The 13,431-nt window shown below is 61.4% G+C and carries 13 protein-coding genes; 7 read left to right on the top strand and 6 right to left on the bottom strand.

Annotation, left to right across the window (positions count from 1 at the left end; genetic code table 11):
- Positions 1-142: 142 nt before the first annotated feature.
- On the top strand, positions 143-1,405 hold the full coding sequence (locus R4P70_RS04490; protein ID WP_317830453.1) for a TetR/AcrR family transcriptional regulator: 1,263 nt from the start codon (positions 143-145) through the stop codon (positions 1,403-1,405).
- 12 nt (positions 1,406-1,417) lie between these two features.
- Here R4P70_RS04490 and R4P70_RS04485 read toward each other — a convergent pair whose 3' ends face one another.
- The 3 genes from R4P70_RS04485 to R4P70_RS04475 are packed head-to-tail and all read right to left on the bottom strand — an operon-like array spanning position 1,418 to position 4,754.
- Positions 1,418-2,299, bottom strand: coding sequence for an LLM class F420-dependent oxidoreductase (locus tag R4P70_RS04485; protein ID WP_020909143.1), 882 nt, complete (start codon positions 2,297-2,299; stop codon positions 1,418-1,420).
- Positions 2,296-3,126 (bottom strand): SDR family NAD(P)-dependent oxidoreductase, encoded by an 831-nt coding sequence (locus tag R4P70_RS04480; protein WP_256062931.1) that lies wholly within the window; start codon positions 3,124-3,126, stop codon positions 2,296-2,298. The genes R4P70_RS04485 and R4P70_RS04480 overlap by 4 nt, the downstream gene beginning before the upstream one ends.
- Positions 3,123-4,754 carry an AMP-binding protein gene (locus tag R4P70_RS04475; protein ID WP_029537023.1) on the bottom strand — a complete coding sequence of 544 codons (1,632 nt, stop codon included), beginning with the start codon at positions 4,752-4,754 and terminating at the stop codon, positions 3,123-3,125. Before R4P70_RS04475 ends, R4P70_RS04480 begins: the two co-directional genes overlap by 4 nt.
- Before the next feature lie 254 nt (positions 4,755-5,008).
- Between R4P70_RS04475 and R4P70_RS04470 the strand changes: the two genes are divergently transcribed.
- From R4P70_RS04470 to R4P70_RS04455, 4 genes are read left to right on the top strand one after another with little or no spacing between them, the layout of a single operon-like run.
- Positions 5,009-6,670, top strand: a complete 1,662-nt coding sequence (locus R4P70_RS04470) for a class I adenylate-forming enzyme family protein (RefSeq protein ID WP_003940339.1) — start codon at positions 5,009-5,011, stop codon at positions 6,668-6,670.
- Positions 6,667-7,137: a nuclear transport factor 2 family protein gene (locus tag R4P70_RS04465; protein ID WP_070386380.1), complete on the top strand. Its 471-nt coding sequence runs from the start codon at positions 6,667-6,669 to the stop codon at positions 7,135-7,137. Before R4P70_RS04470 ends, R4P70_RS04465 begins: the two co-directional genes overlap by 4 nt.
- Before the next feature lie 10 nt (positions 7,138-7,147).
- On the top strand, positions 7,148-8,044 hold the full coding sequence (locus R4P70_RS04460; protein WP_080909627.1) for a TIGR03619 family F420-dependent LLM class oxidoreductase: 897 nt from the start codon (positions 7,148-7,150) through the stop codon (positions 8,042-8,044).
- Between the two features lies 1 nt (position 8,045).
- Positions 8,046-8,555 carry a nuclear transport factor 2 family protein gene (locus R4P70_RS04455; protein ID WP_046379295.1) on the top strand — a complete coding sequence of 170 codons (510 nt, stop codon included), beginning with the start codon at positions 8,046-8,048 and terminating at the stop codon, positions 8,553-8,555.
- 8 nt (positions 8,556-8,563) lie between these two features.
- Here the strand turns inward: R4P70_RS04455 and R4P70_RS04450 are convergent, their stop codons facing one another.
- Positions 8,564-9,079, bottom strand: coding sequence for a hypothetical protein (locus R4P70_RS04450; protein WP_229756667.1), 516 nt, complete (start codon positions 9,077-9,079; stop codon positions 8,564-8,566).
- A gap of 831 nt (positions 9,080-9,910) precedes the next feature.
- Here R4P70_RS04450 and R4P70_RS04445 point away from each other — a divergent pair.
- Complete coding sequence (locus R4P70_RS04445; RefSeq protein ID WP_279217999.1) at positions 9,911-11,407, top strand: DUF222 domain-containing protein; 1,497 nt, start codon at positions 9,911-9,913, stop codon at positions 11,405-11,407.
- A gap of 40 nt (positions 11,408-11,447) precedes the next feature.
- Here R4P70_RS04445 and R4P70_RS04440 read toward each other — a convergent pair whose 3' ends face one another.
- Positions 11,448-11,630, bottom strand: coding sequence for a hypothetical protein (locus R4P70_RS04440; protein WP_070386377.1), 183 nt, complete (start codon positions 11,628-11,630; stop codon positions 11,448-11,450).
- A gap of 135 nt (positions 11,631-11,765) precedes the next feature.
- Between R4P70_RS04440 and R4P70_RS04435 the strand changes: the two genes are divergently transcribed.
- On the top strand, positions 11,766-12,590 hold the full coding sequence (locus tag R4P70_RS04435; RefSeq protein ID WP_279217998.1) for a mycofactocin-coupled SDR family oxidoreductase: 825 nt from the start codon (positions 11,766-11,768) through the stop codon (positions 12,588-12,590).
- A gap of 31 nt (positions 12,591-12,621) precedes the next feature.
- Here the strand turns inward: R4P70_RS04435 and R4P70_RS04430 are convergent, their stop codons facing one another.
- Positions 12,622-13,410 (bottom strand): SDR family NAD(P)-dependent oxidoreductase, encoded by a 789-nt coding sequence (locus R4P70_RS04430; RefSeq protein WP_021331980.1) that lies wholly within the window; start codon positions 13,408-13,410, stop codon positions 12,622-12,624.
- Positions 13,411-13,431: the final 21 nt, after the last annotated feature.

Genomic DNA, 13,431 nt, shown 5'->3' with positions numbered 1-13,431 from the left:
GGTCACTCCGTTTGTTGACTGGGATAACTCTCGAGCGAGAGTGAACACTCTCAGAACACCACTCGAGTGGGCCTTGACCTCGGTAGAGTCTTGTTTGCCCGTTATGTGTGGGAGAGACCGTCGAACGACCGAAGGACCGGCGATGACTGACCGCGACGCCTCCACCATGCAATTCGTCGATGCCGGCGTGACGTCTCTCGTCGAGGCCCCTCGAGACATTCTCGAACGCGGACTTCGGAGCGAACAGGTCGTCAACCAAGCCGGTGCGTCGCAGGCCACGTTCTTTCGCAAGTTCCGAACCAAATCCGAATTCATCGAGGCCGTGATCATCAGCCTCACCGAATCGACCTTGCACAGCGCAGACAAAGTGAAGCAGACCGTGCGTGCACAGCTGGCCGCAAACGACGACGCGCTTCGTCCGACGGTCACCACTCTCGTCAAAGAGGCATTCGACGCAATCGTCAACGACGCGTCGACTGCAAGAAGCCTTCTCTCACACATTTTTGCGGGCTCACACCGGCGAACCTCCACCGCTCTGGAAAACGAATATCGTCGACGCGACGAGCTCGTATCCGCGGCCTACGAGGCCCTTTTCGAGAAAACCGACGCAACACTCCGAAGGCCGTTCACCACCAAGACCTTCGCTGTCACGGTCAACGCGGTGATCGACGGCTTCCGCATTCGTAGCCGCATCGATTCCCGCTCCGTCTCACCCGACATCATGTCCGACGCACTGCTCGCGATACTGGGCGCCGTCGTCGACACGTCCGGCCTTCACCAACACCTCGATGACGTTGTCGGTCCCATCGACCAGCCCGCTGAGCCGCGTCCGCTGCCGCGTGATCCGCGAGCGGCGTTTCTCGCCGCTGCGCGTAGCGAATTCGGCAAGCGCGGATACTTCATGACGCAGATCAACGACATCGCCGACACGGCGGCAGTTCCCCGCGCCGCCGCCAACAAACTGTTTCCCACCAAGCCCCACATCTTGGTGGCAGCCCTTCAGAGCCGCGTGGACTCACTGCGAGAGACCGTTGCCGACGACATCCTGATCGGTCTCGGTGACGTCGCGATCATCGAGAACTTCCTACTCCGCTGCGCACAACTAGCCTCTGACGAAACAGAGTTCATGGATGCACTGCTGGTTGCCGTTGCCCACGACACCTACGGCGAGCCCGAGAGCCTGCTCTCGCTCAAAGAGAAACTCAACATTCCCTCGATCATCGCGCCGATTGTGCAGCGCGGCCAGGACAACGGAGCGATGTCGACCATCAGTGCTCCGATGGACATCGCCGCAGGCATCACCAACACCCTCCTACTGAGGTGCTTCACCCGCCGATCGGACAGCCCAGCCGACAACGCTGCCTTCGTCGGCGCGATGGTCCTGAACGGGCTGGCGCATCCCTGATCAGACGAAGGACTACGCGCCGAGCCCCAGCCGCTTCGAGCATTCAGCCATTTCGTCGATGATCAATTCCAACGACGTGCCACGACGGCTCGCGGACAACACGATTCGATCGGCTCCCAACCCGCGTGCCCAGTCGAGTTTCGCTTCGTCGAGCCTGGGCAGTGTCGCACCGAGTACCAGCGATACGTCGGCAGGATCTCGATCTGCCTTCACCGCAGCCGCTTTCATCGCCGCTACAGCCTTGTCGAGATCTTCACCGGCCAGTCCCAGCGGCTGGAAACCATCACCCAACCGGCCTGCTCGCCGAGCAGCAGCGAGACTGTGTCCACCGATGTAGAGCGGAACTCCGGATTCGCGGTGCGGCTTCGGCCAGCTGTACGCACCCTTGAACGAGAAGTAATCGCCGTCGAAATCGACTGCTTCCTTGCCCTCCCAGAGTGAACGCATCACCGCGATGGCCTCATCGGCTACCTTGCCGCGGCGCTCGAAGTCACCGCCGCACGCTTCGATCTCTTCTTTCATCCAGCCCAGACCGAGACAGATGCGCAATCGCCCACCCGAAAGTCGATCCAGCGTCGCCAAGCGCTTGGCAAGCACTACCGGATTGTGGTTGGGAAGCACCAGAACTCCGGTGGACAGACCCAAAGTCGTTGTGGCGCCGGCAACAAATGACAGTAGTTCCAGTGGGTCCGGGATGTCACAGTCATCGGGTAGGTGAGATTTTCCGGTCGGAGAGTACGGGTATTCGCTCGCCGTATCCGCGATGACAACCGAGTGCTCCACGGCCGAGATCTCGTCGAAACCCAACGATTCGGCGGCACGGGCGAATTGCAGAATCCAGGCGGGATCTCCACTTCGACCCAATTCGACCGGAACAACTACGCCGAGCTTCATACCGTTTCCTCCAGTGTCGCCATCAATTTCGGACCGTCCACGACGCGACCGAGGAACCGGTCCGCATCCGGATCTGTTGCAAGCCACACCGCAGCAGCGGCGGGCACGGATGCCGGTGTGGCCGCAAATCCGGCTTCCACTATCGCGTCCGCGCCACCACGGGCTTTCCCTGATTCCGTGATGACAAATCCTGGACTCAGGTTGAACGCTTTGATTCCGGCGCCTCGATACTCCGAGTTGATCGCTCCGGCGATACGTCCGAACGACGCCTTCGACGCGGCGTACGACAAACCCCAACCACCCTCGCCGGGAGGCGCAGGCGGATCCAGGGTCGCCGAACCAGATGCGAGGTTGACGACCACCCCGTTGCCGCTCTTGATCATCGACGGCAGAATCACCTGAATCAACGCAAGCTGGTGCAGATAGTTGCCGATCGCCATCGCCTGGGCGTCGTCGATCTCGATGTCGAGCACCCGGTCCATGTTTCCGACCGTCTGTGCGTAGGCGTTGTTCACCAACACGTCGACATGTCCCCACTCCGCCAGCACCCGTTCACCGGCGCCGCGGACGGAGGCCAGATCGAGCAGATTCATCGGAACGGCCAATGCGCGCACACCGAAGGACTCGATCTCGGCAACCGTCGTCTCCAGACTGCCGGGTACCGGAATGACCTGCTCCCCCTGCCTCGTTCGCGGGGCCGCCCGCCCTTCGCCTTCACGAACGGTGCGGGCTGTGATCGCAACATCGAATCCGACGCGCGCGAATGCCAGCGCGCACTCACGGCCGATCCCCCGGGAAGCGCCGGTAACCAGCGCAACACGACTCATAGGAACCGCGTGCGGCCGTGAGTCTCGAACTCCTTCTCCAGGTCCACCACGTCAGCTTCGGTCATCAACGTGTATTCGGGAGTACCGCGGCCCACCCAGTGGAACACTGGTTCGTCGGTCCGCCAGCGGTCGGCTTGAAGTTCACGTTTGAGTACCTTGTTGGAGCCCGTGACGGGCAGATCAGTCGAAACACGAACAAATCGCGGCGCTGCCTTGGTACCCAAATCCGCCTGCGCGGCAAGGTAGGCGGCGAACTCGGCCGGATCGAAATCGGCAAAGTCGGCGACCTCGACAGCTGCCATCACCTGATCGCCCGAACGCGGATCCGGTACCGCGAAGACACCCGTGGCAATCACTTTGGGGTGCCGACGCAGGATGTGCTCGATCATCAAAGCCGAGGTGTTCTCACCGTCGACGCGGATCCAGTCACCCTTACGTCCGGCGAAGTAGATGAACCCGGCCTCGTCGACGTAGCCGAGATCGCCTGTCCAGTACCAACCGTGGCGAATCTTCTCGGCAATTGCGTCTTCGTTCTTGTAGTACCCCTCGAACTTCTTCGATCCGGCCTTGTCGACCATCTCGCCGATGGATTCGTCGGGGTTCAGCACGTGACCGTGCTCGTCGAGAATCGCGCGGGGTCGCTCTTCGCGGGTATCGGGATCGACGATCACGATGTTCTCGCTCGCGGGACGGCCAAGCGCGCCGGCAGGTTGGTTCGGATCGAGCACGACCGAACCGGCACCTTCACTCGAACCGTATCCCTCGAAAAGCTGCGCACCGAAACGGCGGATGAACTCTGCCTTGTCCCCCGGCGACGCCTCGGTCCCGAAGCCGTGCGTGAGGGTGTTCTCGATGTCGTCGGGCAGTTCCGGCGTCGCCATGAGATACCCCAAAGCCTTACCGACGTAGGTGAAATATGTTGCGCCGTAGAACCGAACGTCCGGCATGAATCCCGAGGCGGTGAACTTACGAACGAGGCAGACCGTAGCTCCCTGCGAAAGGGCCGGCGCCCACAGAGCCATCAACGCGTTGCCGTGGAAGAGCGGCATGCAGCAGTAGCAGACGTCGTCGCGGTCGATGTCGTACTTGGCGCAGTTCGCGTAGGCCAACCGCGTCAGACGCCCCTGGCTGCACCGCACCGCCTTGGACATTCCGGTGGTGCCCGAGGTGAAGAGAAGCAAGAACAGCGTCGACGCGTCGACGCCGAGGTCGATCTGAGGCGACTCGACCTGGTGAGCGGAAATCTTGTCCGGGTATGACGCGTCGTCGACCAGAACAAAACGATCTTCGGTCAGTCCGAGGTCAAGGCCGGACAACTTCTCGTAGCCCGCTTTGTCGGTGACGATCAGCTGGCAGTCGACGTACCGAACCTCAGCCTCGAGTTCAGCTCCACGCCTGGTCGGATTGATGCCGACGATCGTGGCCCCGGTCAGGGCCGCGCCGCCGAGCCAGAACAGGAACTCGGGATCGTTCTCCAGAAGTACTCCGACGTGAAACGGTCCAGGCGCGCGAAGCGACTTCGCAAGCGAGCCGCGCGCCGCGCTCTCGCGCACCACCTCGTCCCAGCTCCAGTCCTGCGTCCGCGTCCGCAGACCCAGGTGCTGATCACCGAGACGGTCGATCAACATCTGCGCGACGTCCTCGCGCTGAGGAGCTGCAAGAGCTGCATTCGAAGATGCTTCGGTGGCGGTGTTCGTCATCGTGTCCTGTGTCCTAGTCGATATCGGAATGTCGATTACTCCAACTGCGATACGACTCGAACGTATCGACGCCTCAATGCCGGAACCGTCCCAGTCTCGCTCAGTGGTAACCACCGCCACAGATATGATTTTCTCGTGAGATTTTGTGACGTGAAAAGCGCCACAATACGAAAGGCCATTCCATGACTGCCCCCGCAGATCCGCAGTTGCTTCTGGACCAGGCGGTCTCACGCCTCACCGGTCCAGGTGGGCCATTCGAGATCGTCGAAGAAGAGGTTCTCGGCACCATAATGCCCGTGATGAAGAACCGTGGTCACGCCATCGGTGAACTCATCTCGGCATCTCGCGCCTGGGGCGACGGCGACTATCTCGTCACCAGCGATCGTCGAATCTCGTTCACCGAGCACGCTGATTCCGTCGCCGCGCTGGCAACTGCTCTGCGGGACAAGTACGGAGTCCGCAAGGGCGACCGTGTGGGCATCCTCGCTGCCAACACTCCCGAATGGGTCATGACGTTCTTCGCGACGCAGGCGCTCGGCGCGATCGCTGTCGGTCTCAACGGTTGGTGGGTTCCGCGCGAGGTCACCCACGGGATCGAGCTCTCACGTCCGAAGGTTCTGGTCGTGGACGCCAAGCGCGGCGCCGCCCTCCCCGAACTGCCGGCAGACATCACGGTCCTCACTATGGAAGAGGATCTGCCCGCACTCATCGCGGAATATGCAGGCTCCGACGTGCCGAGCACCGACATCGACGAGGACGACCCCGCCGTCATCCTGTTCACCAGCGGTACCAGCGGCCGCCCCAAGGGCGCACTCCACTCGCACCGCAACGTGATGGCCGTCGTCGACTACCACAAATACAGCGACGCGATCGGCGCTGCATTCACCGGCCGTGAGTACGACGCTTCCAAGCCGAGCCCACTGCGTTATCTACTCACCTCCCCGCTCTTCCACATCGCCAGCCTGCACAATCTGGTGGTCCCCCGTCTCGCGACAGGCAGCGCCGTCATCCTGACCGAGGGCGGCTTCGACGTCGACAAGGTGCTCGGGTTGGTCGAACGCGAGCGCGTCACCAACTGGGGTGCTGTCCCCACGATGGCATCGCGGCTACTCGAACACGGCAACATCGCCAAGTACGACGTCTCTTCGTTGACTGCATTCTCGCTGGCATCCGCGCCGTCGTCGCCCGCGTTCAAGGAACGCCTCAAGGAGCAGGTGCCGTTCGCACGCAATGCTCTGGTCGACAGCTACGGCCTCACCGAATGCAGCACCGCCATTGCGGTCGCCGTCGGCGCCGAACTCGAAGAGTTCCCAGGCACTCTCGGACGTCCGATCATCACCGTCTCGATGGAGATTCGCGATCCCTTCGGCGAGTGGCTGCCGGACGGCATCGAAGGTGAAGTGTGCGTGCGCAGCCCGTTCGTCATGCTCGGATACTGGGAGAACGACGAGGCGACCGAGTCTGCAATTGCACCTGGACGCTGGCTCCGCACCGGCGATTTCGGCGTCATCGAGAACGGACGTCTCCGTCTCACCGGTCGTCGTTCCGACCTGATCCTGCGTGGTGGCGAGAACGTCTACCCCACCGAGATCGAGCAGACGCTCGACGAACACCCCGACGTGATCGAGTGCGCGGTCATCGGCATGCCGCACCCCGACCTCGGCCAGGAAGTGTCCGCCGTGGTTGTACTGCGTCCCGGGGCTGCCACCACGGAGGCGGAGCTGCGCGACTATGCCGCCGAGCGACTTTCCTACTTCAAGGTGCCGTCGAAGTGGCGCATCACCAGTGATCTGTTGCCTCGCAACGCAACCGGCAAGATGGTTCGGCGCGAGATCACCGTATGACCGCAGAGCTGTCACGGATCGTCGCCGAGTCTGCGATCCGTGACCTGCTCTGTGAGTACACGCATCTGATCGATCAGGGCAGATTGCGTGAAGTCGCTGCATTGTTCGCCCAGTCCGACTACGGGCAGTGCGGACCGGACGGGGTTGCCACCACACTCATTTCGTCCGACGCCGACGCAGTGTTCGCAGCCTGCAGCGGCTTCATTCGGATGTACGGAGATCCGCCGGTTCCACGCACCAAACATCTGCTGACCAACACGCGAATCTCGGTCGACGGTGAATCAGCGACGGCACTCTCGTACGTCACGGTCATACAAGGTACCGAAGATCTTGCCCTGCAACCTATTTTGTCGGGACGCTACTTCGATCGCTTCTCGTGCATCGACGGGTCCTGGCAGTTCAGCTCGAGGCTCTTCTGTTTGGACAACATGGGCGACATGTCCGCTCATGCCAAGCGGGCACTGTAGAGGAACGACTGTGGAAATCGGTGTCAACGTTTTGGGTCTCGAGGCCCTGTTCGACGGCAAGGTCCGCCCGGTCCTGGACTTCGCCGCGGGTGCTGACAGAGCCGGGATCGATCTGATCTGCACCGGCGACCACCTCGGGTTCAATGCCGACGCTCACGCCCAGCGGGTAGTCGAACACAACTTCCTGTTCCCGTTGGATCACCCTTGGTACGAACCGATTTCATTTCTGTCTTCGATCGCCGCGGTGACGGAACGAGCTCGCCTCGGAGTATCGGTTCTGATCGCCACGGTTCGCCCGGCGGCCCTGCTTGCAAAGCAGGTTGCCACTCTCGACTCATTGTCCGAAGGTCGAACTGTCATGGGTTTCGGCGTTGGATGGCAAGAAGCTGAATACACCGCCACCAACATGCCTTTCGACGCGCGATTCGGGCGCATGGAGGAGACCGTCGCAGCCTGCCGCGAACTGTGGACCAATGCACCGGCCACCTTCAAGGGGCGCGACTTCGCTTTCGAGAACTACCACAGCCTCCCGCTGCCGATCCAACCCCGAATACCGGTGCTCTTCGGTTTCGGACCAAGCCGGCGGAACTTCGACCGCATCGCACGCGTCGCAGACGGCTGGACCGTGAACCCGACCGATCTGGGAACGTTCACCGACAGTGTTGCACTGTTGCGCAACACGTTCGAAGCCCACCAACGTGACCCGGAGTCGGCGCGCGTGCAAGTGTCTGCGGCGCCGGTTCGACGCGACAACGGGTCCGTCGACCTCTCGGCAACCGCAGACAAGGCCCGGGACTGGTTCGCCCGCGGCGCGTCCGTCGTCGTTCTCCGACCCGCCGTATTCGATTGCGCTGCCGAAGAACTACCAGAACTACTCGACTGGATGACCAGCATCAAGGAGGCGTGACATGGACCGGGCACTGCAAGATCTCATCGACAAGCAGGCAATCCGTGAGGTGGTTCTGACGTACTGCCGTGGCATCGACCGCCTCGACTTCGATCTCGTCCGCAGCGCCTACCACCCGGATGCGATCGACCATCACACCGGATTCGACGGCAACATCGACGAGTACATCGCCTGGGTGACACCAAAACTCTCGGCGATCGGCGGCACGATGCATCACATCGGCAACCATCTGGTCGAACTGCACGGCGACCACGCGATCAGCGAGGCGTATTCGATGTCCACACACTGGGGTGGGCCCGAAGGCATCGGGATGATCAACTTCACCAGCGGTGCGCGATTCATCGACCACATGGAGCGTCGCAACGGTCGCTGGGCGATCAAGGAGCGATGGGCCGTACGAGAGTGGACTCGCTCGGACGAGGGCCGCTTCGTCAACCCCGAAGGGCCTGGTCCGCGTGGGCGTCGTGACGCCTCGGATCCTCTGAGCGCACTACGAAGTTCCCTTGAATAACTTGGGGTTCAGTCTTCGAGGTCGAATTCAACTCGCGCTCTCGCGAACAACATGCGGATGTCCTTCCCGAACGTGACTGCTGCCGTTCCCAATGCATTGACCGCTGCGGTCAACGGGTCCGATTCGAGCGCGTCGAAAATCGCATTGAGAGCGTAGGACGGGACATGAATATTCCCGTGATCGAACGGATTGGACTCCGGTTGCGGCGAACGGTCCACTATCTCGACCTTGACTTCCAACTGCACGTTGTCGGTCCCCGCGCCGAATTCCTCCTCGTGTAGGTGTTCGAATGCCGTTGTGCGATTTCCGAAGGGTTCCGGAAGTTGTTGTCCCACATGCATAGCGTTGAGGGCCGGGCGAACCCAGTCCCTGTCGGCCAATCCCGCATACTCATACGCCTGCACAGCGGCCCAAAACGCGAGTCGACGAAGAGTCGGGACGTTCATGCGGACGACCGCTTCGGCAAGTGGTCGGTCCATACGAGCTATGTCTTTGCCGGACTGGAATCGTTCGAGTTGAGGCATCGGATCTCCTCCCCACTCCTGCCGCTCTCGTTCAGCAGCTTCGGCGCGGAGGTCACTGATTTGCACAAACCTGGACGGCTCGCCGTTCTCGCCGTCAATCGTTATCCATGTCGACTCGATGTCCCGCTGTGCACGAGGAATCGGTTCAGGTATCGGTTCGTCCACCGGAACGCCATATCCCGGCATGTCCCACTGCAGCGATGGCCGCACCTCGTCGCCGCCTGAAGGCCACATACGCACCCGCCAAACATCTCCGGGTTCTGTCGATCCGGGCCAGCCGTAGTTCACAAAACCGCGGCCGGCAATCTCGACCAGATATGACCCCTCCGGTACATCACAGACAATGAACTCCCCACCCGGAGGTGAATCAAAGCTAATTGACCCCTGCGGACCAACCTTCAGAAACGACTCACTGACCTGCTGCCATTTCTGGCGGTCGGATGCGGGTCGGGAGGACCAGACTTCGACCGTTGCATGCATGTCGAAGTTGTTCTGGTGCGGGCTCAGGACAATCACAATTGTGCCGTCACTGTACGCAGGGCGCGAAGCCATCGCGAGTTCGAGCAGGTCCGTTTCCCTCCCGAAACCGTCATCGTCGCCGTATATGTAAAACTGTCCATAGTCCATGAAGAGCACAAGCGACTGTTCACTGAGTTTCACCGCGTTGTCTGCCATATGCCGATACTTACACAGTGGCACGACAACATGTCCGAGTTGCGAATGGACAGGATCGAAAATGCAAGCACAATAAGCATTTCGGCCGATTCGGACTATTCCGACCGATTTGAGAATTCAGTTCATATCGAACACACATTCGAATAGAATGGATGCATGTTCAACCCGACAACAGAGCTCTTCGGTATCTCAGCGCAGCTGACCGGTACCGAAACTGATTGTGCGCTGGTTGATCTCATGACAGATCTGCACGCATGTGAGGCGATGCTGGTCGAACGCAAGCTCGCTGTGATTGCCGAGTTCTTTTCGCGGCGAAGCTCAGAGCATGCCGCCAGTGGTGCGTGGTCGTCGACCGCACACGAGTTGGCTGAATCGGAAGTCGGTGCGTCACTGACGATGGGCCGCGCGGCTGCAGGCAAGCTGATCGGGTTGGGGTTCTCGTTGAAGACTCGTTTGCATCGCACTCGAGCGGCGATGGCGCGTGGCGAGTTGGATCTGTACCGAGTTGGTTTGATCGATTCCGCGACCGCGAACGTGAAAGACGAATTGATCGACGAAGTGGAACGACTACTGCTCGAGCAGGTTCTCGCCCCACCAGTAGCCGGCGGAACGGGCTTGACGGGAAGGCGACTGACAGCGGCGATCGATCGGATCGTGGCGATGGTGGACCCGGAAGGTATGCGAGAACGTCGACGCCGCGCTCTCACCGATCGCTTCGTCGGGGTCAGCGCTGCCGAGGACGGGATGGCAAAGATCTTGGGAAGCATTCCGGCAGAGCAGGCTCGGGCATTCGACGGCCGACTACGCGAGTTGGCAATGTCGGTATGCCGAAACGACTCTCGAACATACGAGCAGCGACGAGCCGACGCGCTCTTCGAGTTGACCAACGGATCACCGTTCTTGCCGTGCAACTGTGACCGAGATGATTGCCCGCAGGATCGTAGCGGTGGTGTTGTCGTTCGTCGGCCCGTGGTTCACGTCGTGATGACTGATTCCACTCTGCGCGGAGGCGGCGAGCCCGCTCACCTCGACGGGTACGGGGTGATCAGCGCTGAGCATGCTCGCGACATCGCCCAAGACGCCGTAATTCGAAACGTCCGAGTACCCGCTGATGCCGCCACCGAACCGGTGCTTGCTTCGGCGTACGTCTACCGGCCGGGTTCAGTTCTCGATACCTGGTTGCGGATCATCGCGGGCAGCTGCCAATGGCTGCATTGTGATGTCCCGGCCTGGAATTCCGATCTGGACCACAATGAACCGTTCCATCATGGCGACCCCGAACGCGGCGGCAAGACAGTCGAATCGAATATGAGTGCGTTCTGCCGCAACCACCATCGCCTCAAGCATTCCGACCGGTGGCGATTCGCGTCGAACGAGGATCGGACCATGTCGCTGACATCGCCGACCGGGCATTGCTACCGAACACGCCCCGCAGGGTTGATAGCCGGGCCGCACGGCCCGATGCCGCCGCAGTACGGTCGAGATCGGCGGACCCAGGCGGAGAACAAGGCCGCCCGTATCCAGTCCGAACGCAATCGTCAACGCCGACGGATTCAAAGGCAGCTAGAACAACGCGCTCAACGTAAGCGGCGGAAATCACCGCGAGCCCACCGAGAACCCATCGACTACGGGGACGACCCGCCACCGTTCTGAGATACCGAGCGGCGTCGAGGCGCGTCGACGTGTCGCAGGGTCAGTCTGAGGCCGGCTTGGTGTCGTCATCTCCCGCTGGAGGATCGTCTTCAGCAACCGGGTCCGGATCGTCGTCACCAAACGGATCGATGGTGTCGACACCTTCGAGGACGGTCAGCTCTTCTTCAACCTCGGCCAGGAGGCCCTTGGCTTCAGCTTCGAACTTCTTCTCCCAATCGGACATACCGAGCCTCTTCTCTTCCGAAGCGAGTTCCCGCTGTATCTGAACTCAGACTACGTCGCCAGCGACGAGTTTCGCCGTCCCCTCGAGTCAGTACTCATGACCGAGTACTCATGATTCACGACGGACGGAGCACCCATGCCCGGACAGTTGGAAGGCAAAACCGCACTGATCACCGGAGCCGCCCGAGGTCAGGGCCGAAGCCATGCCGTGCGATTGGCGCAGGAGGGTGCGGACATCATTGCACTCGACATCTGCCGCCAGATCGAATCGGTGGCCTACCCGATGGGTACCGCCGAGGATTTGAGGCAGACAACGGCAATGATCGAGGCTCTCGGGCGAAATGCCGTCGCGCGAGAAGTCGACGTTCGCGATTTACCCGCGCTGGGAGCTGCGGTATCCGAAGGTATGGCAGTGTTGGGCAGCCTCGACATCGTCCTGGCCAACGCCGGTATCGGCATGATGTCCCCGGACATCGACGATGCCCGCGCCTTCCGCGACCAGATGGAGGTCAATCTTTTCGGCGTCTGGAATACCGTCCAGGCCGCAGCGCCCGCGATGATCGAGCAAGGGACAGGCGGCGCAATAGTCCTGACCGGATCAACACTGGGACTTGTCGGCCGCGGAGGTGATGGAACCGGCGGATCCGACGGCTACTGCGCGAGTAAACACGCCATCGTCGGGTTGGGGCGCACGTGGGCGCACTGGCTTGCTCCCCACAACATTCGTGTCAACTCCGTGCATCCGGCGGGAGCGAATACACCGATGGTCGTCAACGATGCCGTCGCGAAACTGTTCGCAGACTCCCCCGCATCGAGCGGAGCCGACGTCGGCAATCTCTTGGACGTCGGGCTGATCGAAGCTTCCGACGTCAGCAACGCGATAGCCTGGTTGGTCTCGGATCAGGCTCGATACGTCACAGGTATCGCGTTGCCGGTCGATGCGGGATTCACGGCCAAATAGACGCCGGATTCTCGAGCCGAATTACTGCCGATCAGTCGACGGTCGGCGCCCACTGCACACCGTTGATGTGCCCACCACCGTCGACGAAGAGAGTGTTGCCGGTGACGTAACGGCTGTCGTCGCTCGCCAGGAAGGCCGCCACGGGGCCGATGTCGTCGAGGGGATCGCCGATCCGCCCCATCGGGTTCTGCGCGGCCATCACTGCCACGTTTTCCGGATTGGCTTCGGCGACACGCTTGTACGCCGCACTCTGCGCACCGGGACAGATGACGTTGCAGTTCACATGCTTGGGAGCCCACTCGCGGGCAGCAGTGCGAGTCAATGTTCGCAATGCTTCCTTGGCCGCGTTGTACTGGACCGAGTACATGTGAGCATTCACGCCGTTGAGGCTGCACATGTTGATCACGCGGCCGGTGCCGTGACGCTCGAGTTCCGGCAACGCAGCCTGCATGGCCCAGAAAGCGGCCATCACTGCCATGTCGAAACCGCCGCGCAATTGCTCGTCGGTCATCTTCTCGAGCCGAGCGAAACCGAAAGTCCGCCACGCATTGTTGACCAGGATGTCGAGGCGTCCGAACCGCTCGACGGACTTGTCGACCATGGCAACAACCTGAGCTTTGTCGGTGACGTCGGTCCGGACGAATTCCGCCTCCGCGCCCCATTCGTCCCGCAACCACTGGGTCGTTTCGAGGCCCGCTGCCTCGTCGATCTCGGCAACCAACACCGACGCGCCTTCACGCGCGAACGCGCCTGCCACTCCGCGCCCGATGCCCATACCGGCACCGGTGACCACTGCTACACGTCCGTCGAGCTTGCCCACTGGGCCCTCCTTCATCAGAAC

The organism is Rhodococcus sp. IEGM 1241, from assembly GCF_033142365.1.
Lineage (GTDB): Bacteria > Actinomycetota > Actinomycetes > Mycobacteriales > Mycobacteriaceae > Rhodococcus_F > Rhodococcus_F erythropolis.
The sequence above is the reverse complement of the archived record's forward strand: the minus strand, read 5'-3'. Positions and strand labels throughout refer to the sequence as shown.

Bases quoted from the DNA above. Each gene is read 5' to 3' on its own strand.
- R4P70_RS04490 (WP_317830453.1), top strand. From the start codon at position 143: ATGACTGACCGCGACGCCTCCACCATGCAATTCGTCGATGCCGGCGTG.
- R4P70_RS04485 (WP_020909143.1), bottom strand. From the start codon at position 2,299: ATGAAGCTCGGCGTAGTTGTTCCGGTCGAATTGGGTCGAAGTGGAGAT.
- R4P70_RS04480 (WP_256062931.1), bottom strand. From the start codon at position 3,126: ATGAGTCGTGTTGCGCTGGTTACCGGCGCTTCCCGGGGGATCGGCCGT.
- R4P70_RS04475 (WP_029537023.1), bottom strand. From the start codon at position 4,754: ATGTTGATCGACCGTCTCGGTGATCAGCACCTGGGTCTGCGGACGCGG.
- R4P70_RS04470 (WP_003940339.1), top strand. From the start codon at position 5,009: ATGACTGCCCCCGCAGATCCGCAGTTGCTTCTGGACCAGGCGGTCTCA.
- R4P70_RS04465 (WP_070386380.1), top strand. From the start codon at position 6,667: ATGACCGCAGAGCTGTCACGGATCGTCGCCGAGTCTGCGATCCGTGAC.
- R4P70_RS04455 (WP_046379295.1), top strand. From the start codon at position 8,046: ATGGACCGGGCACTGCAAGATCTCATCGACAAGCAGGCAATCCGTGAG.
- R4P70_RS04450 (WP_229756667.1), bottom strand. From the start codon at position 9,079: ATGCCTCAACTCGAACGATTCCAGTCCGGCAAAGACATAGCTCGTATG.
- R4P70_RS04445 (WP_279217999.1), top strand. From the start codon at position 9,911: ATGTTCAACCCGACAACAGAGCTCTTCGGTATCTCAGCGCAGCTGACC.
- R4P70_RS04440 (WP_070386377.1), bottom strand. From the start codon at position 11,630: ATGTCCGATTGGGAGAAGAAGTTCGAAGCTGAAGCCAAGGGCCTCCTG.
- R4P70_RS04435 (WP_279217998.1), top strand. From the start codon at position 11,766: ATGCCCGGACAGTTGGAAGGCAAAACCGCACTGATCACCGGAGCCGCC.